Source organism: Hydrogenophaga bisanensis (genome assembly GCF_042665135.1).
GTDB classification, from domain to species: domain Bacteria; phylum Pseudomonadota; class Gammaproteobacteria; order Burkholderiales; family Burkholderiaceae_C; genus Hydrogenophaga; species Hydrogenophaga bisanensis.
The window spans coordinates 289,700-312,419 of the sequence record NZ_JBHTBX010000004.1; the positions used below are offsets into that span (position 1 = coordinate 289,700).

24 protein-coding genes are annotated in these 22,720 nt (G+C 65.6%); 8 read left to right on the forward strand and 16 right to left on the reverse strand.

Features of this window, described 5'->3' with window-relative positions:
• Positions 1–57: 57 nt before the first annotated feature.
• The gene (locus tag ACFQNJ_RS08330; RefSeq protein ID WP_382255949.1) at positions 58–387 is read left to right on the forward strand and encodes a 4a-hydroxytetrahydrobiopterin dehydratase; all 330 of its coding nucleotides are present in this window, start codon (positions 58–60) and stop codon (positions 385–387) included.
• A gap of 2 nt (positions 388–389) precedes the next feature.
• Entirely contained in the window at positions 390–1,286 is an 897-nt protein-coding gene (gene phhA / locus ACFQNJ_RS08335; protein WP_382255952.1) for a phenylalanine 4-monooxygenase, read from the forward strand.
• Here phhA and ACFQNJ_RS08340 read toward each other — a convergent pair.
• From ACFQNJ_RS08340 to ACFQNJ_RS08380, 9 genes are all read right to left on the reverse strand, one after another.
• Positions 1,268–1,873 (reverse strand): CDP-alcohol phosphatidyltransferase family protein, encoded by a 606-nt coding sequence (locus ACFQNJ_RS08340; RefSeq protein WP_382255954.1) that lies wholly within the window; start codon positions 1,871–1,873, stop codon positions 1,268–1,270. The two genes, phhA and ACFQNJ_RS08340, sit on opposite strands and share 19 nt — an antisense overlap.
• The gene (locus tag ACFQNJ_RS08345) at positions 1,863–2,513 is read right to left on the reverse strand and encodes an ATP-binding cassette domain-containing protein (RefSeq protein ID WP_382255956.1); all 651 of its coding nucleotides are present in this window, start codon (positions 2,511–2,513) and stop codon (positions 1,863–1,865) included. Before ACFQNJ_RS08345 ends, ACFQNJ_RS08340 begins: the two co-directional genes overlap by 11 nt.
• Entirely contained in the window at positions 2,510–4,159 is a 1,650-nt protein-coding gene (locus ACFQNJ_RS08350; protein ID WP_382255958.1) for an ABC transporter permease, read from the reverse strand. The genes ACFQNJ_RS08345 and ACFQNJ_RS08350 overlap by 4 nt, the downstream gene beginning before the upstream one ends.
• On the reverse strand, positions 4,159–5,337 hold the full coding sequence (locus ACFQNJ_RS08355) for an ABC transporter substrate-binding protein (RefSeq protein WP_382255959.1): 1,179 nt from the start codon (positions 5,335–5,337) through the stop codon (positions 4,159–4,161). Before ACFQNJ_RS08355 ends, ACFQNJ_RS08350 begins: the two co-directional genes overlap by 1 nt.
• Positions 5,338–5,410: 73 nt before the next feature.
• Positions 5,411–5,908 (reverse strand): DoxX family protein, encoded by a 498-nt coding sequence (locus tag ACFQNJ_RS08360; RefSeq protein ID WP_374642933.1) that lies wholly within the window; start codon positions 5,906–5,908, stop codon positions 5,411–5,413.
• Entirely contained in the window at positions 5,905–6,759 is an 855-nt protein-coding gene (locus ACFQNJ_RS08365) for an HvfC/BufC family peptide modification chaperone (RefSeq protein WP_382255962.1), read from the reverse strand. The genes ACFQNJ_RS08360 and ACFQNJ_RS08365 overlap by 4 nt, the downstream gene beginning before the upstream one ends.
• Before the next feature lie 13 nt (positions 6,760–6,772).
• Positions 6,773–7,651: an MNIO family bufferin maturase gene (gene bufB / locus ACFQNJ_RS08370; RefSeq protein ID WP_382255964.1), complete on the reverse strand. Its 879-nt coding sequence runs from the start codon at positions 7,649–7,651 to the stop codon at positions 6,773–6,775.
• 36 nt (positions 7,652–7,687) lie between these two features.
• Positions 7,688–7,966 (reverse strand): BufA1 family periplasmic bufferin-type metallophore, encoded by a 279-nt coding sequence (locus ACFQNJ_RS08375; protein WP_382255966.1) that lies wholly within the window; start codon positions 7,964–7,966, stop codon positions 7,688–7,690.
• A 133-nt stretch (positions 7,967–8,099) separates the two neighbouring features.
• Entirely contained in the window at positions 8,100–8,633 is a 534-nt protein-coding gene (locus ACFQNJ_RS08380) for a TlpA family protein disulfide reductase (protein ID WP_382255968.1), read from the reverse strand.
• 74 nt (positions 8,634–8,707) lie between these two features.
• Here ACFQNJ_RS08380 and ACFQNJ_RS08385 point away from each other — a divergent pair, with 74 nt between their 5' ends.
• Positions 8,708–9,283 (forward strand): sigma-70 family RNA polymerase sigma factor, encoded by a 576-nt coding sequence (locus ACFQNJ_RS08385; RefSeq protein WP_382255971.1) that lies wholly within the window; start codon positions 8,708–8,710, stop codon positions 9,281–9,283.
• 26 nt (positions 9,284–9,309) lie between these two features.
• Positions 9,310–9,495 (forward strand): zf-HC2 domain-containing protein, encoded by a 186-nt coding sequence (locus tag ACFQNJ_RS08390; RefSeq protein ID WP_382255973.1) that lies wholly within the window; start codon positions 9,310–9,312, stop codon positions 9,493–9,495.
• A gap of 34 nt (positions 9,496–9,529) precedes the next feature.
• On the opposite strand, the gene ftsY is transcribed toward ACFQNJ_RS08390, so the two are convergent.
• Positions 9,530–10,588: a signal recognition particle-docking protein FtsY gene (gene ftsY, locus ACFQNJ_RS08395; RefSeq protein ID WP_382255975.1), complete on the reverse strand. Its 1,059-nt coding sequence runs from the start codon at positions 10,586–10,588 to the stop codon at positions 9,530–9,532.
• A 65-nt stretch (positions 10,589–10,653) separates the two neighbouring features.
• Between ftsY and ACFQNJ_RS08400 the strand changes: the two genes are divergently transcribed.
• Together ACFQNJ_RS08400 and ACFQNJ_RS08405 are read left to right on the forward strand one after the other, a co-directional pair.
• A complete protein-coding gene (locus tag ACFQNJ_RS08400; protein ID WP_382255978.1) occupies positions 10,654–12,054 on the forward strand; it encodes a M16 family metallopeptidase in 1,401 nt (466 codons plus the stop codon).
• Positions 12,055–12,070: 16 nt separating this feature from the next.
• The gene (locus ACFQNJ_RS08405) at positions 12,071–13,396 is read left to right on the forward strand and encodes a M16 family metallopeptidase (RefSeq protein WP_382255981.1); all 1,326 of its coding nucleotides are present in this window, start codon (positions 12,071–12,073) and stop codon (positions 13,394–13,396) included.
• Between the two features lie 19 nt (positions 13,397–13,415).
• Here ACFQNJ_RS08405 and ACFQNJ_RS08410 read toward each other — a convergent pair whose 3' ends face one another.
• From ACFQNJ_RS08410 to ACFQNJ_RS08425, 4 genes are all read right to left on the reverse strand, one after another.
• Positions 13,416–14,057, reverse strand: coding sequence for an ABC transporter ATP-binding protein (locus ACFQNJ_RS08410; protein WP_382255984.1), 642 nt, complete (start codon positions 14,055–14,057; stop codon positions 13,416–13,418).
• 12 nt (positions 14,058–14,069) lie between these two features.
• Positions 14,070–14,741, reverse strand: a complete 672-nt coding sequence (locus ACFQNJ_RS08415) for a general secretion pathway protein GspB (RefSeq protein WP_382255987.1) — start codon at positions 14,739–14,741, stop codon at positions 14,070–14,072.
• 24 nt (positions 14,742–14,765) lie between these two features.
• Positions 14,766–16,442 carry an ExeA family protein gene (locus ACFQNJ_RS08420; RefSeq protein ID WP_382255989.1) on the reverse strand — a complete coding sequence of 559 codons (1,677 nt, stop codon included), beginning with the start codon at positions 16,440–16,442 and terminating at the stop codon, positions 14,766–14,768.
• Between the two features lie 79 nt (positions 16,443–16,521).
• Positions 16,522–17,076, reverse strand: a complete 555-nt coding sequence (locus ACFQNJ_RS08425; RefSeq protein ID WP_382255992.1) for a bactofilin family protein — start codon at positions 17,074–17,076, stop codon at positions 16,522–16,524.
• 229 nt (positions 17,077–17,305) lie between these two features.
• On the opposite strand from ACFQNJ_RS08425, the gene ACFQNJ_RS08430 reads away from it, so the two are divergent.
• Both ACFQNJ_RS08430 and ACFQNJ_RS08435 read left to right on the forward strand, forming a co-directional pair.
• Complete coding sequence (locus tag ACFQNJ_RS08430) at positions 17,306–19,645, forward strand: YgiQ family radical SAM protein (protein WP_382255995.1); 2,340 nt, start codon at positions 17,306–17,308, stop codon at positions 19,643–19,645.
• 209 nt (positions 19,646–19,854) lie between these two features.
• Positions 19,855–20,367: a bacteriohemerythrin gene (locus tag ACFQNJ_RS08435; RefSeq protein ID WP_382255998.1), complete on the forward strand. Its 513-nt coding sequence runs from the start codon at positions 19,855–19,857 to the stop codon at positions 20,365–20,367.
• 62 nt (positions 20,368–20,429) lie between these two features.
• Here the strand turns inward: ACFQNJ_RS08435 and ACFQNJ_RS08440 are convergent, their stop codons facing one another.
• Together ACFQNJ_RS08440 and pobA are read right to left on the reverse strand one after the other, a co-directional pair.
• Positions 20,430–21,359, reverse strand: a complete 930-nt coding sequence (locus ACFQNJ_RS08440; protein WP_382256001.1) for a CoA transferase — start codon at positions 21,357–21,359, stop codon at positions 20,430–20,432.
• Between the two features lie 70 nt (positions 21,360–21,429).
• Complete coding sequence (gene pobA / locus ACFQNJ_RS08445; protein WP_382256003.1) at positions 21,430–22,617, reverse strand: 4-hydroxybenzoate 3-monooxygenase; 1,188 nt, start codon at positions 22,615–22,617, stop codon at positions 21,430–21,432.
• Positions 22,618–22,720 lie beyond the last annotated feature (103 nt).

Below are 22,720 nucleotides of genomic sequence, written 5' to 3' on the forward strand. Positions count from 1 at the left end.
ACGAATGCAAATTGCCTGTGATCTCCGACACACTACCTGCCACCGCATGCAGTCTGCATGTCCACGCACCAGGAGACAACATTGCAAGCCTTTGACGACAACGCTGCCCAAACCGCTTTCGCTGCGCACCCCGATTGGACCTTGAACCTGGAGAAGGGCTGCGCACGCCGCCTGTTCCAGTTTGAAGACTTCGCTCAGGCCTTCGGTTTCATGGCGCAGATGGCGGTGGTGTCCGAGGCGATGAACCACCACCCGGAGTGGTTCAACGTCTACAACCGGGTCGACATCACCCTGACCACCCACGACGCCGGTGGACTGTCGCCGCGCGACAAGGATTGGGCCGAGCGGGCCGACAAGGTGTACGCGGCCATGCGCACGGGAGCCTGAACATGGAGGCACTGACGGACAAGGCCCTGCACGGATTGGCAGCCGGCGAAGCCGCGCGACCCGAGAACCCTGACTGGACCATCGACCAGGGCTGGGACCGCTACACCGAGGCCGAGCATGCGACCTGGAAAACACTGTTCGAGCGTCAGACACGGCTGTTGCCGGGACGTGCCTGCGACGAGTTTGTCCAGGGCATGCGCGACCTGCCCATCGGTGCCGATCGGATTCCGGACTTTCGTGAACTCTCGGACGTGCTCATGAAACGCACCGGCTGGCAGGTGGTGGCGGTCCCGGGACTGGTGCCGGACGATGTGTTCTTCGAGCATCTGGCGAACCGGCGTTTCCCGTCAGGGAACTTCATTCGCCGGCCGCAAGAGCTGGACTACCTGGAAGAGCCCGATGTGTTCCACGACGTCTTCGGTCACGTGCCGATGCTGATGAGTCCCGCGATCGCCGACTTCATTCAGGCCTACGGCCAGGGTGGCCTGAGGGCACAACAGCTTGGCTGTCTGCCCCAACTGGCTCGGGTCTACTGGTACACGGTGGAGTTCGGTTTGCTGCAACAGGGGGATGGGTTGCGACTGTATGGCGCCGGCATCGCCTCGTCCTACACCGAGTCTCAGTTCTGCCTGGAAAGCCCGTCGCCCAACCGCATCCGGTTCGATCTGGAACGGGTGATGAGGACCCATTACCGGATCGACGATTTCCAGGAATCCTACTTTGTGATTCGCGACCTGGACGAGTTGCTCGATTTCACCCGCATCGACTTTGCCCCCCTGTATGACGCCGCATTGCGCGGACCCGAGTTGCAGCCGGGAGATGTGCTGGCGCAGGACCGCGTATTTCATCGCGGCGATGGCTCCTACCATCGGCAGCAGCGTCAGCGAAATGCCGCGTAGCCCCAGCCGATACGAAGCGCGGTGGTGATCACGCACAAGGCCGCGAACCCGTAGGCAATCTCGGCGAACCACTGGGGCCAGAGACACATGGCCACGAAGGCCGCCAGGGTCTCGGTGGCCTCGGTCAGGCCACCGAGGAAATAGAAGCTCTTGTCAGGGAACGCCAGAGATTGCAACCGGCGTTTCTCGGCCACGATGGCAAACGCCAGGAAGCTGCTGCCGGTGCCGATGAAGCTGGCCAGCAGCACCGCCGCCGCCAGCGCGTTCGCGTCCGGGTCCGCCACCGCGAATGCCAAAGGAATGGACGCGTAGAACACAAAGTCCAGGGTGATGTCCAGAAATCCGCCGCGGTCGGTCGGCTGTGTGGCTCGTGCGACCGCGCCATCCAGCCCGTCCATCAGGCGCGAGGCCAGCAGCAGCGCCAGCCCCACCAGGAACTGTCCGCTGGCAATGGTCACGGCCGCTCCCATGCCCAGCACAAACCCGGTCCAGCTCAGGGCGTCGGCCGTCACGCCCAGACGGCACAGCACCCGGGCAGTCCTCACCATCACGGGCCGAAGGAGAGTTTGCGCCGCCTTATCCAGCATGGCCCAGGTCCACTGTGTACCGAGGGTCCGCGATGTCGGCACGGTCATGGGTGACCAGGATCGCGGGAATGTTCGCCGTCCGGATGTGATCGAAGACGAAGGCCCTGAACTGCGCGCGTAAGGCCATGTCCAGGCGGGAGAAAGGTTCGTCCAGCAGCAGGGCTCGTGGCTGGGCCAGCAGAGCCCGCATCATGGCCACGCGCGCGCGCTGACCACCCGACAGGGTCGATGGGTCGCGATCACCGAACCCGCTCAGGCCTGCTTCGGTCAGAGCCTGTTCCACCGCCAGCCTGCGCTCAGGGTGGGGCCCAGGGGGAACCGCGAACAGCAGGTTGTCGGCCACGGTCAGGTGAGCGAACAGCAGATCGTCCTGGAAGAGCAGGCCAATGCCGCGCCGGGCGGTCGGCAGCCGGGTGACGTCCTGCCCATCCAGCTCGATCCGGCCGTCGAAGGACAGCGCCGACTGGCCCTCCGCCACGCTGGCCAGGGTGCCGGCAATGGCCGAGAGCACCGAACTCTTGCCGCAGCCGCTGGGGCCCATCAAGGTGAGCACCTGGCCCGGGTGTACCTCCAACCGAAGATCACGGATGAGGGTCCGGTGGGCACTTCCCAGACGATCGATATGGACGTAAAGACTCATGTAGAGGGCACTGTAAAGCGTCGCGGTCGTCCTACCCAGGCGGCCAGTGCAAAGCCCAGCACCGGCAGCACAAACTGAAGCCAGGCATAGGCACCGGTGAGAGAGCGCTGCGCGCCGGCGGCCAGGGTCACCGCTTCGGTGGTCACGGTGTTCCAGCGGCCGGCACCCACGTAAAGCGTCGGCAGGAACTGGGCGACGCTGACGGCAAAGCCCACGGCCACCGAGGCCGCCAATGCGTGACGCAGCAAGGGCCATTTGATGCGCCACAGGAAATCCCAGCGACTGCGTCCCAGGCTCTCGGCCAGGTGGCGGTATCGAGGATCAAAACCCAGATAGGCTGGTGACAGCGCCAGCAGGACGTAGGGCAGGACCAGGGACGTATGAGCCAGCAGCATTCCCGCCCATTGTCCTTCCCACCTCAGCCACAGCACCAGCCCGTACAGGCCCACCACCCAGAGCACGCCGGGCAAGACCAGCGGCAGGTACAGCAGGGGTCTGAGCGCACTGTCCCAGCGGCGGGGCACCAGCTCCAGCCAGGCGACCGCCCACAGGAGGGACAGCAGGGTGGAACCGATAGCCAGCAGGAGCGTATCGGTCACGGTGGAGGCGCTGGACCAGACGGTGATCCAGGCTTGCAGCGTCCAGACTTCGGGAAGCATGGCTGGAAACGGCCAGACACCGGAGACGCTCCCCACCGCCAGCGCCAGCACGATCGCCCCATAGATCAGAAGAATCGCCCGCCAGGCCCAGACACCGCCGGGACGTGCGGTCCTGTCGTCCGTGTGCCGGGTGGGCACCCGACCGCGTCTGCCGTCCAACGGACGCCAGGATGCTCGCATGAGCGTTCGCCATCCGAGTCCTGTGACCAGCACCAGCAGCGCCAGCAGTCCCCCCGCCGCCGCACCCTGGGCGTTCGCGGCGAGGTCGGCGTCCTGCAGCCACTGCCAGGCCAGCACGGCCAGCGTCGGCGGGCTGGCCGGTCCGATGACCAGGGCCATGTCCACCACGGTCAGTCCGTACGCCAGCACGGCCATCAGGGGCCACCAAAGGCGGGGAGCCAGTTGCGGCCAGACCACAAGCCACCAGGCGCGATCCGGTGCATACCCCAGTGTCTCTGCCAGACTGAACTCGGCCTGCCAGCGCCGGCGGACATCGTCCCGATGCAACTGGGTGGCAGCGGTCCAGAGCAAAAACGGCACCTCCTTGAGCACCAGTGCGGCGATCAGACCCAGTCCCCAGGGGTCTTGTGTGGTGGGCCAGGGTGGCGGAAACTCGAATCCGGTGAGCCAGGGTGATATCGCTCGCAGCACCCAGCCGCTGGGCGCCACCAGGAATAACAGGCCAATGGCCAGCGCCGCATGGGGTGTCGCCAGCATGGCCGGCAGCACACGGGTCATGCCAGCCAGCCGATGCCGAATGAACCCCTGGGCCAGCAGCCAGCCGCTGATCCACCAGGCCAGCGTCGTCGACGCCAGCCCGGTCCACAGGGTCAGGGCCACGGCCGACACGGTTTGCGGCGCCGTCCACAGGGCCCACCAAGCGGTTGGATTGTTCAGCGACTCCAGGGCCAGCCAGGCCACCGACAGCAGCGGCAGCAAGACCACGGCCAGCAGCAGGGACGCGACCCAGCCCGGGTGTGGGCTCATCACCGACCGTAGCGCCGGACCCATTCCTTTTCCACCGGATCCACCCAGGTGGCGTGCGGCTCGGGCAGCGTGGGCGCCGGCGTGGCGACCTGACCCGGCAGTGCCTGGACCGGAAACTCGGCCCGCTCTTTCGGACTGAGGCGGGTCAGATCCAGTACCGTCGGGTCGCCCCAGACCGTGATGTCCGCCTTTCGGGCCTGGGCCCGGGCTGAGAGCAGAAAGTTGGCCACGACCTGGGCGCCTTCGGGGGAACGCGCGTTATAAGGAATGGCGACAAAGTGCGTGTTGCCGATGGTGCCACGGGCAAACTGCCAGCTCTTGACCGAGGCCGGCAGCCGCCTGGCGGCAATTTCATTGGCCGCCTCGTTGGGGTTGAACGTCATGCCCAGCAGCAGTTCCCCATCGGCCACCATTTGCCGGATGGCCGCCGGGCTCTGCGGGAACTGACGGCCACTGCGCCACAGGTGGGGGTGCAGTTCGTCCAGAAAGCGCCACAGGGGGGCGGTTACCCGCTCCAGTTCGGCCGGCACGGGCGGCTTCGTCAGTACCGACGGGTCAGCCACCGTGTCGATCAGGGCCTGCTTGACGAAGGTGGTGCCGGTGAAGTCCGGCAGGCGCGGGTAGGTGATGCGACCAGGCTGTCGCTTGGCCAGTGCCAGCAGTTCCTTCATGCTTTGCGGCGGTGCAGGCAACCGTTGACTGTCAGCGAAGAAGGTGAACTGGGCCATGCCCCAGGGCGACTCCTGGCCGTCGGTCGGCACAGAAAAGTCGTTGCGCGTGGTCGGCTTGCCCACCGTGTCCACCTTCGCAAAGTTGGGCAATTGCTCGGCCCAAGGCGCCAGCAGCAGGCCATCGGCCTTCATCGCCGCGAAGTTCTCGCCGTTGATCCACACCAGGTCGACCGTGCCTTCGCGGGCCTGGCGGCCGGCGTTCTTCTCGGACCGTACCCGCTTGACCACATCGGCGGTATCGGTGATCTTGACGTGTTCGAGCTTGACGCCGAAGGCGGTCTGAACTTCGGATGCCACCCACTGGAGATAGGCGTTGGTGCGGTCACTGCCGGCCCAGGCGTTGAAGTACACGGTCTGACCGCGGGCCGCTTTTTCGATGTTGGCCCACGCGGCGTTGGCGCTCTGCGCCCAGGCCGGTATCGCGGTGGCGCTGATGGCAGCACCCATGGTCAGAAGAATTTGTCGGCGGGAGAGTTGGCTGTTCGTCAAAGGATGGTCTCCGTCGTTGCGTGGGTTGAGCTTAATGGATGGAAGCGCGGGCATGGGCTGCGGGGTTCAGCCATCGATCGACGTTGGGTTTGAGCCAGCCGCAGTCGATCGACCATTTGCCCACGCCGTAAAGCGCCAGGGCCGCCAGCAGCACGCCCCAGGTGATGTGCTGCTGAAGGGCGGTGGGCGCGATTTCGCTGAGGCTGATCACCGCCACGGCGTTGACCACGCTCAGGCTCAATGCCGCGAACCGCCCGGCCAGGCCGAGCAGCAGCAGCACCGGCAACACCAGTTCACCAGCTGTGCCCATGACCGCCGCGACCTCGGGCGACAGCACGGGCACTTTGTACTCTTCGGTGAACAGCAGCAGGGTGGTGTCCCAGTCGCGGATCTTGGTCAACCCCGCGAGGAAGAAGACCTGGGCGATGTAGACGCGTGAAGCGAGCGCCGCCAGCGGACGGGCGCTGTCCAGGGTGGTGGTGACGGCGCGCCACAGGCGCAGACCGGGGCTGAGCCAGGCAGTGTTCATGGGGTGTTCTCCAGATGGGAATGGTTCAAAGGGTGGACGCCCAGCGCCAGGCCGTCGGTGACGGCGGCGGTCAGCCAGGCGCTGAAGTCGAAGGCTGGGTGGGCGCCGTTGGTCTGGGTCGTGGCGTCGAGTGCCTTTGGTAGGTCGGCACCCTGCAGCAGGGCGGTCAGCAGCGCGGCCGTGGGAGCGTCGATGCCGCTGATGCGGGGTCGCCATCCCTGGCGCCAGATCAGGGCGTGTTCTGCATGGCCTTCGCGCAAGCGCTGGCCGGCTTCGCTGAGGGTGGGTGTGCCGTGCAGGTGCGCGTTGACCAGGCTGGCCACGGGATAGCGGCTGGCGATCAGGGCCGTGCCGGGCGCCAGTACGAGCGCCAGGCCTTGCGGGTCTTCGTGCACCAGGCGCGCAAAGCTGGGCAAGTTCGGCGCTGCATCGGGGGCGTTGGCGGCGCGGTGCAGCGCCCATTCGGCGCGCGCCACGTCGCCCAGGTAAGGGGTGTCGGCCAGCTGCGGGTTGCCGTCCAGGAAGGCGGGCAGGGCGTCGCCCCATTGCGCCAGGTCGCCATGTTGCGGCGGGTGCTCGTGCCACAGGTCGCGCGCCAGCCCGACGAAGTTGTCGTGACCGATCAGATCCGCGATCACGGGATAGACCGAGCGCAGTGCGCGCTCGGCCAGGGTATGGCTGTTGGCCTGGTAGGCGGCGAGGCCGCGCTTGGTCTGCTCATCGTGCACTTGCAGCAGGCAGTGAAGGTCAGCAATCACCGCCTGCGCCGCCGCGTTGCTTGGACGGACAAAAAGGGCCTGCAGCAACGCATTCTGCTGCTGCGCAAGCGCTTGCAACGGGCGCGTGTTCATGCGGCTGCCTCGGTCAGGACGGTTCGCCCTGCACCACCGCGCGGGCGCGGGCTGCTTCGTCCAGCAGCACTTGCAGGTCGGGCAGGTCGGGCAGGTCGGTGTCCCACTCGATCAGCGTGGGCACAGCGCCAAAGCGCTGCACGGCATGGTCGTACAGCAACCAGACGGCATCGCACACGCGACTGCCGTGGTCGTCGATGACGATGTCGCCGCAGTGCACATGGCCTGCCAGATGCAGCTCGGCCACGTGGGACGGCTCGATGGCCTCCAGCCAGCGTTGCGCGTGGAGCAGCGGATCCGGGCTCTCGCCCCGCAGCTGCGCGTTGAGGGCGTTGACATACACGTTGTTCACGTCCACCAGCAATTGGCCGCCGGTGCGCCGGGCAAGCGCGTTCAGAAACTCGGGTTCGTCCATCTCGTCTCCCCGCCAACGCACATAGGCCGAGAGGTTCTCCACCGCGATGCGCCGCTGCAGACGGTCCTGTACGCGGTTGACGTTGGCGCACATCACGTCCAGCGCGGTACGGCTCATGGGCACGGGTAGCAGGTCGTTGGCGTGCCGGCCGGGGCCGCGTGCGAAGCTGGCATGGTCGCTCACGCGCACCGGTTCGACAGCTTCTACCAGCCGCGCCAGCTGGTCCAGGTGCCAAGGGTCGACACCAGCGGCCGAGCCCAGCGAAAGACCCACGCCGTGCAGGCTGACGGCATAGTGCCCGCGGCCTTCCAGCAGAACCGACCTTGCAGCACCGCCGGGGGCGAAGAAGTTCTCCGAATGGACTTCGATGAAATCCAGAGCGGGCTGCTGTTCGAGCAGCGCCGCGTAATGGGGGTGCCGCCAACCAATGCCGACGCTGGGCACTGCGGCTGGGTGCCGATGAGCGGGTGCGGTCATGGTGGCGGGCTTTGCGAAACGTTGGAGCCGGGCGACTCAGGACTTCATGGCCTTCTTGGCTTCATCAGCCGAGAGGCCACCCATGGTCTTGCAGGTGCCGGCTGCGACGTATTTCCATTCGCCCTTGTCATTGTCCACCTTGGACTGACCGGCGCACGAGTGGGTGCCTGCGAGGTTGGCGCAGTCGTTCTGCCCGGCCTTGGCGATGCCGTAGCACTTTTCCTTGGCGGCCGTCTGTGCCAGCGCAGGGGAGGACAGCAGGGCGAGCGACATCAGCGAAGCGGCGGCGGAGGTGATGAGGGTGCGTTGGTTCATGGTGAAAACTCCTTGAAGTGGGGTTGGGGGGGCACAACCAGCAGCGAGCGGTTGCAGCGCATGCGGGTTGAGGGTGAGTCTGTGGCGCGGCGCGGTTCTTACAGGGCCACTGAAAAAAAGTGTGTCGCCCGGTTCAGATCAGGTCGGCGATGCGGTCCCAGGCCTGCGCCGGCACCCGCCCGCGGTACTGGTCCACCAGCCGTCCGTCTTTGTCGATCAAACACGCGCTGGGCAGTTGGGTCGGCCGGTCCATGGTGTCGCGGTAGTCCGCGCCACCGGCCCAGACCGATGCGAATCGCTGGTTGCCCTGTACGGACTGGACCACCAGGCGTTCGTAGTCGAGCCAGTCCTGGCGGCGCTCGTCCATGTTCACGCCAAAGAGGGTGAAGGGCGCGTCTTGCCATCCCTTCAGGTTGGCCCGCAGCTCCCGCATCTTGTCGCGGCAAACCGCGCAACCGGTGGACCAGTAAAACACGAGCACCACCCGGCCCCTGAGGCCGGCGAGCTGCAGCCGCTGTCCGTCGGCCGTGGTGCCCTCCAGTTCGGGCGTCGTCAACCCGCCCGGAGTGACTGCCCACAGGGATGCCGGTGCGCTTGCGCCCAGCAGCGTTGCCAGCGTGAAATGCCGGCGGTTGAACAGGGTTGCGCGTGCAGTTGAAGCGATCATGGGGTTTCTCCGGTGAGAACCTTTGGTCGACTTCTTTCTCCATTCCTTACACTGGCATCCTTTACAGAAGCACCATGCCCCCACCGAACCCTTCCGACTTCGAGCAACAGCTGGTCGCACAACGCGGTTACCTCATGCGTTTTGCCCGCCTGCAACTGCGCAACGACGCCTGGGCCGAGGACGCGGTGTCCGAAACACTGCTCGCCGCCCTGGCCAAGCCGCTGGCCTTTGAAGCGCGGTCACAGCTCAAGACCTGGCTGGTCGGCATCCTCAAGCACAAGATCATCGATGCTCTGCGCCAGCGTCAGCGAGAGGTCACGCTCGACAGCGGTTCCGACGACGACCGTGCCGACCCGCTGGACCAGATGCCTTTCAGGATCGACGGACACTTCGCCGAAAAGCCGGCCGACTGGGGCAACCCCGAGCAGGACCTCAGGAGCCGCCAGTTCATGGCCGTGATGGACGCCTGCACCCAGAAGCTGCCCCCGGTTCAAGGGCGGCTGTTCCTCATGCGCGAGTGGCTGGAGATGTCCAGCGAGGAGATCTGTAAGGAACTGGCGCTGACGCCGACCAACCTATACGTCCTGCTACACCGTGCCCGCCTGCGCTTGCGCGAGTGTCTGGAACTCAACTGGTTTGCCGCCCGATGAACACTCTGCTCAGAAAAATGCCTCTGATGCGCAACTGCAAGGAGGTGACCGCTCTGGTCATCGCCAGGGAGGATCGTGATCTGCCGGTGATCGAACGCGCGGCGCTGCGGGTGCACATGGTCATGTGCAAAGCCTGCCCGACGTTCGAGCGTCAGGTGCTGACCATGCGCAATGCGATGAGGCAGTGGCGTAACTACACCGACGACGAATGAGCGGTCGTGGTGCAGGCGGGGCAGGCGATGCGGGTCAGCTCAGCAGGGCTTGCGAGAACTCCCTGGCGTTGAAGGTCTCCAGGTCCTCCAGCTTTTCACCCACGCCAATGAAATAGACCGGCACGGGCCGCTCCATGGCAATGGCGCAAAGCACACCGCCCTTGGCTGTGCCGTCCAGCTTGGTGATGACCAGACCGGTCAGTTGCAGCGCGTCGTCAAAGGCCTTCACCTGGGTCAGGGCGTTCTGACCGGTGTTGCCATCGATGACCAGCAGCACCTCGTGCGGCGCTGTCCCATCCGCCTTCTGCACCACCCGCTTGATCTTCCTGAGCTCTTCCATCAGGTGCAGCTGCGTTGGCAGGCGTCCGGCGGTGTCCACCAGCACCACATCCTTGCCCCGGGCTTTGCCGGCGGTCACGGCGTCGAAACTCACGGCCGCCGGATCACCGCCTTGCTGGGTGATGATCTCCACCGTGTTGCGGTCGGCCCAGACGGCGAGTTGCTCGCGGGCCGCGGCGCGGAAGGTGTCGGCAGCCGCCAGCAGCACCGAAGCGCCCTCGCTGGCCAGATGGCGGGTCAGTTTGCCGATTGAGGTCGTCTTGCCGGCGCCGTTGACCCCCGCCACCATGATGACCGTGGGTTGATGCTCGCCAATGACCAGCGGCTTCTGCAGGGGGGTCAGCAGATCGGCCATGGCATCGGCCAGCAGGCCTTTGACCGCGGCCGGATCGGTGGTTTTGGCTTCCTTGACGCGGCGACGCAGGTCGGTCAGCAGATGTTCGGTCGCCTTCACCCCGGTGTCTGCCATCAGCAGCGCCGCCTCCAGCTCCTCATACAGCGCTTCGTCAATCCGGGTGCCGGTGAATACCGTGGCGATGCTGCTGCCGGTCTTGCGCAGTCCCGCCTTCAGGCGGTCCAGCCAGCCTTGCCGTGCGGGCGGCGAGACCGGTGCAGGTTCAGGAATCGAAGGGACATCGGGTGGCGGGATGGCCACAATCGCCTCGGGGGCGGGCGATGAAACGGCCGCTGGTGGAGGCGAAGTCTCGGGGGATGGCGGCGGGGCAGGGGGTTTCTTGCGGAAGAACGAGAACATTTTGGAATCTCTTGTATCTTCATCATTCTATGAAACACCCATTCGCGTCGTTTTTGACAGGTGTCATGCGCCTGTCGCTGGTGCTGCTGTTCCTGTCCGCCGCTCCGCTCAGGGCCCAGACCCCTGAGACGGGTCCGCGGCAATTCACCCTGAGCAATGGCATGACGCTCATCGTCCAGCCCGACCGTCGCGCCCCGACGGTGGCCCACATGCTGTGGGTACGGGTGGGCGCGATGGACGAAGTGGACGGCACCACAGGCGTGGCACACGTCCTGGAACACATGATGTTCAAGGGCACGCCCAGCCTCAAGCCTGGTGAGTTCTCAAGGCGGGTGGCCGCGATTGGCGGCCGCGAGAACGCCTTCACCAGCCGCGATGCCACCGCCTATCACCAGCAGGTGCCGGCCGAGCACCTGGAAGCCGTGATGCGCCTGGAGGCAGACCGCTTTGAAAACAACCGCTGGGACGATGAAGAATTCCGTCGCGAAATCGAGGTCATCAAGGAGGAACGGCGCCAGCGCGTGGAGGAATCACCCCGCGCGCGCATGTTCGAGCAGATGACCGCCACCATCTACACGGCGGCACCGTACCGGCGACCCGTCATTGGCTGGATGAGCGACCTGGAGGCGATGACACCGGACGATGTCAGGGCGTTCCATCGTCGCTGGTACGTGCCCGGCAATGCCGCTGTGGTGATCGCCGGCGATGTGGACGTGGACCGCGTGCGGACGATGGCCGAGGCCATCTACGGGCGGATTCCCGCCAGGCCGCTGCCTGTCCGCAAGCCCCGGGAAGAGCCTGTGCAGCAGGGCCCCAAGCAGGTCGAGTACCGCGCAGCGAGCGAGCAGGCGGTCGTGGCGCTGGCATGGCAGGTGCCACGCATGAAAGACCCTTCCTCGCGCGACCCGGACACCCAGGACGCGCTGGCCTTGACGGTGCTGGCCGCGTTGCTGGACGGCTATCAGGGGTCGCGCCTGGAGCGTCGGCTGGTGCAGGGCGAGGGGCGCGATGGCCAGCGAGTGGCCGATGGGGCCAGCGCCTCCTACGGCCTGATGGGGCGGGGCCCCCAGCTGTTCATGATGACGGCGGTGCCGGCCAAGGGCGTCACGCCTGACGCGGCCGCCAACGCCCTGAAGGACGAACTGGCCCGCATTGCCCGCGAGGGTGTGGGTGACGCGGAGTTGCGACGCGTGCTGACGCAGTGGACCGCCAGCGAAATCTACAAGCTGGACTCGGTGTTCAACCAGGCCAGGGAGCTGGGTCAGTACTGGATCAACGACATGCCCATCAACTCGTCGGCGGTGCTGCTGCAGCGCCTGCGCGAGGTCACGCCTGATCAGGTTCAATCGGTGGCTCGCCGCCACTTCTCGGCGGATCGCCTGACCACCGGTGTCCTGGTGCCGGACCCCGCTCGCCGAAACGGCAGTGCCCGCAAACCCGCCGCCGCCCAGCCGTCCCGCCACTGATCCGACGATGCCACACATGAAGATTCTGAGACATACCTGCTTGGCGGCCGTGATCGCCCTGATGTGCGGCTTGGCGCAGGCTGGCATTCCCATCCAGCATTGGGTTCATGCCAGCGGTGCCAAGGTCTACCTGGTCGAAAGCCCGAGCATTCCGATGCTGGATGTTCAGATCAACGTCGATGGTGGCAGTCGGCGTGATCCTGCCGCGCAGGCCGGTCTGGCGTCCGCCACGGCCGGCATGCTCTCGGCCGGTGTTCGCGCCCATGCCGGGCAGCCGGCCATGGACGAGAACCAGCTGGGCGAGGCCTGGACCGACCTGGGTGCTCAGTTTGGCGCAAGCGCATCGGCCGAGCGCTTCAGCCTGAGCCTGCGTACCCTGACCGAACCTGAGCTGCTGCGCCGTGCGGTGGCCTTGGCGGCGCGGCAGATGGCGGCGCCGGCCTGGCCCGAGCCGGTCTGGCAGCGCGAGCGTGAGCGGACCCTGGCCGCCATGCAGGAGGCGGAAACGCAACCGGCCACCCACGCCGCACGGGCTTTCTACGCGGCGGTGTATGGCCAGCACCCCTTCGGTGTGGAGGCCAGGCCACACACCCTGACCGCCATCAGCGTGGCGGACATCGAGCGCTTCTATCGCCGGCATGTGGCCGCCTGTCGGGCCCAGATCACCCTGGTGGGGGCTGTGGAGCGCGGCCGGGCCAACCAGATCGTCGATGAATTGATGGCGGCCATCGGCGAGCACGGTTGTCCGGTCCTGGAAAAAGTGCCGGAAGTGGAGCCGCTGAAGGCCGCAGTGGAGAGTCGCCTGCCGTTTGACGCGGCCCAGGCGCAGGTGCTCATTGGTCAGCCCGGCATTCGTCGAGATGACCCGGACTTCTTCCCGGTGTTCGTCGGCAACTACATCCTCGGCGGCGGTGGCTTCGTTTCCCGGTTGACGACGCAGGTGCGGGAGAAACGGGGCCTCAGCTACAGCGTTTACAGCTACTTTGCCCCGGGTTTGCATGCGGGCGCTTTCCAGCTGGGGCTGACCACGCGGCCCGATCAGGTCGACGAGGCGGTCAAGGTAGCCACCGACGAGGTGGCCCGGTTTGTTGCCCAGGGACCGACCGAAGACGAGTTGAAGTCGGCCAAGGACTTCCTGATCAACGGCTTCGCACTGAGGCTGGACAGCAACCGCAAGCTGCTCGATAACGTGGCCAACATTGCCTGGTACGGATTGCCCCTGGATTACCTGGAAACCTGGAAGGACAGGGTACGGGCGGTGACCGTCGGGGATGTGACCCGTGCCTTCGGGCGGGTGCTGCAGCCCGATCGCATGGTGACGGTGGTGGTGGGCGGCCGCTGAAGCGGCTGTCAGGCGGTATTCAGGCGTCCAATGGAATGACGCGGGCGCCCTGGACGGCAGGGGGCGCCACGTAGTCCGCGACCACGCACAGTCGCTGGGTGCTGTCCGCGGCATCCTGCAGCAACTCATCGAGCAAGCGCATGGATGGCACATCCAGCGCGGCATAGGGCTGGTCGAGCAGCACCACGGGAGCCATGCTGGCCATGCCCGATGCCATCCACACCTTGCGCCGGCTGCCAGCGGAGAGCATGTGGAAGGTCTTGTGCAGATGCTCCTGCAGTCCGAAGCCGTCCAGCAACTCGTTGAGCAATCCCATGTCGGTGCGGGGGTGGCGCTCCGGCAGGCTGGCCAGATAGTCGGAGACCCGGGTGGCGTCGAGGGTGGTCGTCTTCGGGTCGGTCCACGCCACGGCAGCCGTCAGCTGTTGCGGGCTGGCGGGCTGGCCACGCCACAGGATCTGCCCCGCCTGCGGCCGCAGTTCACCCGACAGCAGTCGCAACAGGGTGGTCTTGCCGCAGCCCTCGTCGCCCGTCAGCACGCTCAGGCCAGGGGCCAAGTCCAGGTCCAGCGGTGCCGATGCCCATAACGTGGGGCTGTCCGGCCAGCTGAAGCGCAGGCTGCGGGCAGACAGCAGCGCAGAAGGGGTCGAGAGCGACGTCATGGGCACGGGCAGTCAGTAGTTCAAGTTGAAGCGGCGGCCACCCTCATTCAGGATGGCGCTGCGCGGACCGATCACCTCCAGGCGAAGACCCGGTCGCACCTCCTGGCCTTCGCGGACCACCTGCCCGTTGACGATGAGCATGCGATGCTGGGGATTCTCTGAGTAGGTGGACCCCGACACACTCAATCCAGCGGTGTCACTGGCCGAACCGGCAGGTACCATGGGCGCCGATCCGCTGCTCGGGGCGCGCGTGGTCCCCGCTGCGGGCGCGGGCGGGGGGGCTTCCGGCACCGCAGGCGCGGCCAGAATCGGACCGCTGGCCTCGAAGACACGGCTGTTGACCGGGGGAGGTGTTCCGGGGGCGGCGGACGGCGCGGGTGGTGCATCAGCCGCACCAGGCGCACGCTCGGCCGGCGGCAATGACGGTGCGGGCACGATGGATCGCATCGGCGCCGACGTGGCGGCAGGTGTCGGGCTGGCCAACGGCTGTGACTTGCCCCACCACCCTATCGACAGTCCGGCCAGGAGGGCGCTGGCCAAGCCGGCCGCCAGCCACGGCCATGACCGTCGGGGCGCCGCTGGCTGGGCCATGGCGGCTGAGACGGTCCCGCTGTCGAGTCCGGGCACGCTGCCTTGCTGTCGCTGGGCATTGGCCTTCTGGAGGGCATCAAGAATGTAGGACATGGGGTGGTGACAGGACGGTCGGCGTCATTCTGCCTTGACCAGAACGGGCTCATCGACGCCGGTGGCCTGGTTCAGCTGCATCAGGGTCATCGGACTGGCTTTGCCGTGGGTCTCCACACCAGCCTTTTCCTGGAAAGCGACCAGCCGCTGCTCGTACGTGTTGTGAGTGCTGGCGATGTGACCGGCTTGCTGCAACTGCACCAGCCGCGTGTCGATCCACTGGCGCTGCTCGGGCAAACGGGCGTCGACGATGCGTTCGCGGGTGCCTGGCGGGGTGCGCCACAGGGTCGCGTAGGAGCCATCCCAGATCCTGCCCAGTTCGCTGGCCGAGACACGCCACTGACGTGATGCATGGGCCAACCAGAACTGGCCATCGGCATCCTGTCGGGTGAGCAACACTCGCTGCGGCATCCGGTCGGCCAGACGTAGTGTCAGGATGGCGGGCCGGTTGAGCCGGGAGAGTCCTTCCGGGGTCATGCGGTCTGACCGGAAGCACTGAAGACCGGCCCCCAGCGTTTGCTTGCAAGGGTCGGTACCCGGGTCGGGCGTCCACGCCCACAAGGGCGCCAGTGCTTGCCATGCCGGCGCTTCGTCCTGCCACAGCTTGGCGGCAAGGAGCGCTTCGATATCACCGGGCGCGTCTTCCGCCTGGGCAGGCGTCGCTTTGGTCGGTGACCGTTCCTCAGGTGTGGTTGGCTGCGCCATGGGGCTGGGGTCTGGTTGCAGCGCGGCCGGTTCGCCACCTTTGTCCTGCATCCATTCGGGGGCCTTGATCCACCCCAGGGCCAAGAGGGAGAGGAGGAGGGAGACGAGGAGCAGCAGACCCAGTGCGGGGAGGGTGATTCGCCATGTGAGCCGCCAGCCGCCAGGGTGCTCTGGACGCCCGTCGAAAATTTCCCGGGCGGCCTGATCCACCATGGCTTCGGTGATGCGTTCACGCTGGGTGGCGTAGGCGCCCAGCATGGCACGCCCTGCGAGCAGGTTGATGCGTCGGGGTACGCCCTGGCTGAGACGGTGAATTCGCTTGATCACCCGCGGTGCCATCGGCAGTGGGCCCTGCCATCCTGCAACACCCAGGCGATGGGCCAGATACTGCCCTGTTTCCTGTGCTGACAACGCTTGCAGATGGTATCGGGCCACGATCCGCTGCGACAGCTGCTCGAGTTCGGGCTTCTGCAGCAGGTCCCGCAGTTCCGGCTGGCCGATCAGCACGATCTGCAGCAGCTTGCGCTCGGCCGTCTCCAGATTGGTCAGCAGCCGCAACTGCTCCAGCACGTCGGCCGACAGGTTCTGGGCTTCGTCGATGACCAGCATCGCCTGTCGTCCCTGCGCATGCAGCGTCAGCAGGAAGGCGTTGAGCGGGTCGATGTGGTCCTTGATGGTCCGGGGTCCCGGGTGAGCGGGCGACACCTCGATGCCGAACTCATCGCAGATGGTCTGCAGCAGCTCAAGCGCCGAGAGTTTCGGGTTGAAGACATAGGCGACCTGCACGGAGTCGGGCACCTGCTCCAGGAAGCAGCGGAAGACGGTGGTCTTGCCGGTACCGATATCGCCGGTGAGCAGGACAATGCCGCCACTGCCCTGCAGTCCGTACAGCAGGTGGGCCAGTGCCTCGCGATGGCGCGCACTCATGAAGAGGTAGCGCGGGTCCGGAGCGATCGAAAATGGGTCGTGCTGAAGGCCAAAGTAGCCGGCGTACATGCCTCAAGCATACCGGTGCGTGGGCAGGCCGGGGGAGTGGAAGGCAGGTCGCCAGCCGGATGACCTGCCATCACAGTCGTCAGGCGGCCAGTGCCATCGCCGGTTTGGCGCCGGATGCCGATGCACCGCCGCTTCGGACCGAAGCCGTGCATTCGATGTCACCGGAAAGCTGGCCGCCTTCCTCGATCACCACCTTGCCGTACCGGATCTTGCCGGTGACGCGCCCGGTGGCGTGGATCACAAGCTTCTGGCGCACCGTCAGGTTGCCTTCGAAAGCGCCGTGAATCTCCGCAATGTCGATTTCGGCCGAACCCTTGAACGCTCCCTGTTCGGCGATCTGGATCACCCGCGAATCCATGGTCGCTTCCACCAGACCTTCGACCACCAGGGTGTCGCAATCGGTGATTTCGACGCCCTTGAGCTTGATGTTCGGCCCCACCGTGAGCTTGCTGCCGCCACTTTCGGGTGCCGCAGCGGTGGGCATGGCCGTCGCTGCGGCGGGCGCAGGTGTGGTTTCAGCCGCCGTGCTGGCCTGAACCGTCGATGTGCTGCCGTAGCGTTGTACGCCCACGCCGCTGTTCAGCGGCTTGTTCAGGGTTGTCTCGGACTCGCGTTTTCCAAAATGCAGTGCCATGCCATCTCCTTCAAAAACTGGAGCGTTCATGCTATGGCCGCAGGGGCTTACATTCCGGTCGGTACCGTAAGTCCGGTAACCAGTTGAACCGTACGATTCGTTGCGTCTGTTGCCTGCGCGACGGGCAGGTGGCCATAAATCCTGGCGGCTCAGGCGTCACTTCACCCTGAAGCCACCGTGGAAAGCCCCGAAACCCTACACTTGAGGGTTGCCTCCACGATCCATTCCCATGAACGCGCCCATCGACGTTTCCTTTTTCGCGCGCAACGCCAAGCCAATCAACAGCTATCGCCCTTACTGGGCCAAGCGTTTTGGCACCGCGCCGTTCCTGCCCATGAGCCGGGAGGAGATGGAGCGCCTGGGCTGGGATTCGTGCGACATCATCCTGGTCACTGGCGACGCCTACGTGGACCACCCCAGTTTCGGCATGGCCGTGATCGGCCGCGTGCTGGAGGCGCAGGGGTTCCGTGTGGGCATCATCGCCCAGCCCGACTGGCAGAGCGCCGAACCCTTCAAGGTGCTGGGCAAGCCCAACCTGTTCTGGGGCGTGACGGCCGGCAACATGGATTCCATGATCAACCGGTACACCGCCGACCGGAAGATCCGAAGCGACGACGCTTACACCCCCGGCGATGTCGGCGGCAAGCGCCCCGACCGCGCGGCCATCGTCTACAGCCAGCGCTGCCGTGAAGCCTACAAGGACGTACCGATCGTTCTCGGCGGGATCGAGGGCAGTCTGCGGCGCATTGCCCACTACGACTACTGGAGCGACAAAGTCCGCCGCTCCATCGTGGTCGACAGCAAATGCGATCTGCTGCTGTACGGCAACGCCGAGCGGGCGTTGGTCGAGGTGGCCCACCGTCTGGCGCGGCGCGAGCCGGTGGAAAGCATCACCGATGTGCGTGGCACGGCCTTCATCCGCCGCCCGGGCGACCCGAGCGCTGCCGGCTGGATCGAGATGGATTCGACCGAGGTCGATACACCCGGCCACGTCGAGGATCACATCAACCCGTACCAGACCACCAGCGAGCAGGCGCAGGCCCAGGGTCAGAGCTGCGCCAAGGAAGAGGGCGCTGGCGCGCCGGCCGATCCCCAGGTCAAGCCCATCACCATCCACCGGCCGCAAGGGGTTCACGCAGTGGCCAAACTGCCGCGTGACCGCACCGTGATCCGGCTGCCCAGCTACGAGCAGGTCAAGAGTGATCCGGTGCTCTACGCCCACGCCAACCGCGTATTGCACCTGGAAACCAACCCCGGCAATGCCCGTGCGCTGGTGCAGGCGCATGGCGAAGGGGCGACGGCCCGTGACGTGTGGCTCAACCCACCGCCGATTCCGCTGACCACGGCCGAGATGGACTACGTGTTCGACCTGCCGTATGCCCGCAGCCCGCACCCGGCCTACGCCGACGAGCATGGTCGCCACGACGGCGCGACCAAGATTCCCGCGTGGGAGATGATCCGCTTCTCGGTGAACATCATGCGCGGGTGCTTCGGCGGCTGCACCTTCTGTTCCATCACCGAGCACGAAGGCCGCATCATCCAGAGTCGATCCGAAGAGTCGATCATCAAGGAGGTCGAGGAGATCCGTGACAAGGTGCAGGGCTTCACCGGTGTGATTTCCGATCTGGGCGGCCCGACCGCCAACATGTACCGCCTGGGCTGCCGCAGCCCTGAGATCGAAGCCGCCTGTCGCAAGCCCAGCTGCGTCTACCCGGGCATCTGCCAGAACCTGACCACCAACCATGACCCGCTCATCAAGATCTATCGCCGGGCGCGAGCGCTCAAGGGCATCAAGAAGATCCTGATCGGTTCCGGGTTGCGCTACGACCTGGCGGTGCAGAGCCCCGAGTACGTCAAGGAACTGGTGCAGCACCATGTGGGTGGCTACCTGAAGATCGCGCCCGAGCACACCGAGAACGGGCCGCTGTCGAAGATGATGAAGCCCGGCATCGGCAGCTACGACCGCTTCAAGACCATGTTCGAGAAGTACAGCGAAGAGGCCGGCAAGAAGCAGTTCCTCATCCCGTACTTCATCGCGGCGCACCCCGGCACCAGCGACGAGGACATGATGAATCTCGCGCTGTGGCTCAAGAAGAACGGCTTTCGCGCCGACCAGGTGCAAACCTTCTACCCCAGCCCCATGGCCACCGCCACGGCCATGTACCACACCAACCTCAACCCGCTGCGTGGCATCCATCGCGACGACCGGGCTGAGCGCGTGGACATCGTGCGCGGTGAGAAACGCCGCCGTTTGCACAAGGCCTTCCTGCGCTACCACGACCCCAACAACTGGCCGCTGCTGCGCGATGCCCTCAAGGCCATGGGCCGGGCCGACCTGATCGGCAACGGCAAGCATCACCTGATCCCGACCTTCCAGCCCGTCACCGACGGCAGTTACCAGAGTGCGCGGCGCAAGAACTCGACGCCAGGCGGCGCGGGGTCGACCAAGGCCTCATCGTCAACCCGGTCGGCGGCATCGACAGGCAAGAAGGCACCGGTCAAGGGTCAGATCCTGACCCAGCACACCGGCTTGCCCCCCCGCAGTGGCATCAAGGGGCGTGCCCGTTGAGTCACGGGGTCGGCGTCGGCAATCGGTGCTGACGCTGGTCAACAAGGGACGGGTGGTTCTGTCTTTGTTACCTATAAGGTACTCATCGCGCATCCATCCCATTGAGTTATGTCATGAAGACGGCAGATTTCCCTGATGCGATCAGGGATTTCTCTCACAATCCGTCACTTGTTCGGGTGGCCCCTGCCATCCGTCAGGGGACCGATACCATGGCATATCTCAACTGGACACCGGACCTGGAAACCGGCATCCGTGAAATCGACGGCCAGCACAAGCGCATCGTCGAATACATCAACCAGCTGCATGACGCACGCGACCACCACGACCGGGCTGCGGTGGGGGCCGTGATTGACGAGATGGTCGATTACACCCTCTCGCATTTTGCGTTTGAGGAGTCCCTCATGGCCGACGCCGGCTACATGTTTGCCGGCCCGCACAAGAAAGTGCACGAGCTGTTTACGCGCAAGGTCGGGGACTACCGCTTGCGCTTTGAGGCGGGAGAGGACGTGGCCGCCGAGCTGCATGCCATGCTCTCACGCTGGCTGTTCAACCACATCCGAAACGACGATCGCAGCTATTCCGACGCCGTCAAGGTTTACCTCAAGAACGTGGGCCAGGGTGAGGTCGACATGAAGGCGCAGATCAAGGAAGAGCTGATCCGCGAACTGCACCTGAAGAAAAAGAAGGGCTTCTTCGCGCGCCTCTTTGGCAGCGACGACTGAGCCGCTGATCGGGCTTGCCACCGACATGTGGCAAGCCGTCGCAGGACGCTGGACCGGATGGTTCAAGCCAGCGTGTGCAGCGGAATGTCGTGTGCGGTCGCGATCCGGTCCAGCTGCTGGCGTGTCTGTCCCGCCAGGAAGGCCGCGATGGCCTCATGGGTGGCGGGTTGAAACATCGTAGCCACTCCTTTCATGGATACGCCAGCGACCTCGCACAGCGCCGCCGCGAAATGTGGCTCCAGCGCGGCGATGGCCACGCGGCCGTCCTTGCAGCGGTAGATCCGGTAGCCGGCGTGGGCGCCGCCCACCGCGCCTTTGGGCTGCGTCAGGCCCCAGGAGCGGGGCAAGGCCAGCCAGGCCGCCGCATCCGACAAAGCCACCTCCTGAAAGCTGCCTTTGCCGGTGCTGCGCTGCATCAGCACCGCCTTGAGGGCCGCTTCGCTGGCCATGAGCGAACCGCCCATGTCGGCAAACAGCGTGGCTGGCAGGTCCAGCCCGGTCACCAGACCGGCGTCGGCCAGGTAGGTCAGGTCATGACCCGGCTCCTCGGCTCGCACGCCCGGCGCCCCAACGATGGCCACCAGAGACAGCGCGGGATAGGCCTTGTGCAAGGCCTTCCAGGACAGGCCCAGTTTCTGCAAGGCCGATGGACGGAACGAGGTCAGCAGCACATCGGTGCGGGCCAGTTCCTTGTGCAGCCGCGCCTGACCTTTCTCGCTCTTGAGGTCGATCGTCACCACCTTGATGCCGTCGTGCAGTGTGGCGTAGGCCTTGAGGTTGTATTGCCCCATCGGGTCGCCGCTGGTGCCCGGTGGCAGGCTCTTGGGCGCAGGGGGCTCGGCCTTCAGACATGTGGCCCCCATGGCTTTCAGGCGCATTAAAGCGGCCGGCCCGGGCAGGTTCAGCGCCAGGCTGAGCACGCGAACCCCGCGCAGCGGTTTGATGGCACGGGGAGACGCGGCGGAAGTGGGGGAGGGGGAGGATGTGGTCATGGCAGTATAAGGTGACGTTCACGTCAATGTACTGCCATGGCCCGGATGCCGGAATCAAACCGGCGACAACTCAGGCCTGGCCGAAATCCAGCGGCAGACCGACGTAGTTCTCGGCAATCGTCCGCAGGCCCGATTCCGAGTGCATCAGGTAGTCGAGCTCGGCCTGCTGCAGCTTGGCATTGATGGCGCCCTCATCGGGGAACTGGTGCATGATGGAGGTGAACCACCATGAGAAGCGCTCTGCACGCCAGATGCGCTTGAGGCAACGCGCCGAGTAGCCGTCGATGCCGGCCTCGGTCTTGTCCTGATAGAACTCGATCAGTGCATTGGACAGGTACTTGACGTCGGTCGCGGCCAGGTTCAGGCCCTTGGCTCCCGTGGGGGGAACGATGTGCCCCGCGTCACCCGCCAGGAACATCCGGCCAAAGCGCAGCGGCTCGGTGACGAAGCTGCGCAGCGGCGCGATGCTCTTTTCAATGCTGGGCCCGGTCACCAGTTGCTCTGCTGCCTCGGGGTCCAGCCGGCGCTTGAGTTCGGCCCAGAAGGCCTCGTCCGACCATTGCTCCACCTTGTCGGTCAGGGGCACCTGCAGGTAATAGCGGCTGCGGGTATGGCTGCGCTGCGAGCACAGGGCAAATCCCCGATCGCTGTTGGCGTAGATCAGTTCATGGTGCACCGGCGGCGTGTCCGAGAGCAGACCCAGCCAGCCAAAGGGGTACACCTTCTCGAACTCCTGGATGGCGTTGCGCGGCACGCTGGCGCGGCAGACCCCATGAAAGCCGTCGCACCCGGCGATGAAATCGCAGGCGATCGTGTGCGTCTGGCCATCCTTCTCGAAGGTAACCCGGGGGGTCTTCGTGTCGAAATCCAGCACCTGAACGTTCGAAGCCTCGTAAATGGTGGTCAGCCCGGCGGCCTGGCGGGCATCCATCAGGTCACGGGTGACTTCGGTCTGCCCGTAGACCATCACCTTCTTGCCGCCAGTGAGGCCTTCCAGGTCGATGCGGTGACGCTGGCCATTGAACAGCATGTCAAAGCCGGTGTGGACCAGACCTTCAGCGTGCATGCGTTGGCCCACGCCGGCCTCGTCCAGCAGGTCGGTGGTGACCTGTTCCAGCACCCCTGCGCGGATGCGGCCCAGCACGTACTCGGGCGTCTGGCGTTCCACGATGACGGCCTCGATGCCCGCCTTGTGCAGCAACTGGCCCAGCAGCAGGCCGGACGGTCCGGCTCCGATGATGGCGACTTGGGTTCTCATGTGCGAATCTCCGGCAAAGAATGTCCTGACCGGCAATGTAGGAAGCCAGCGATCATCAGACAAGGGAGACAGGCAGGCTGTGCGCGATGGGCGAACCATTTGC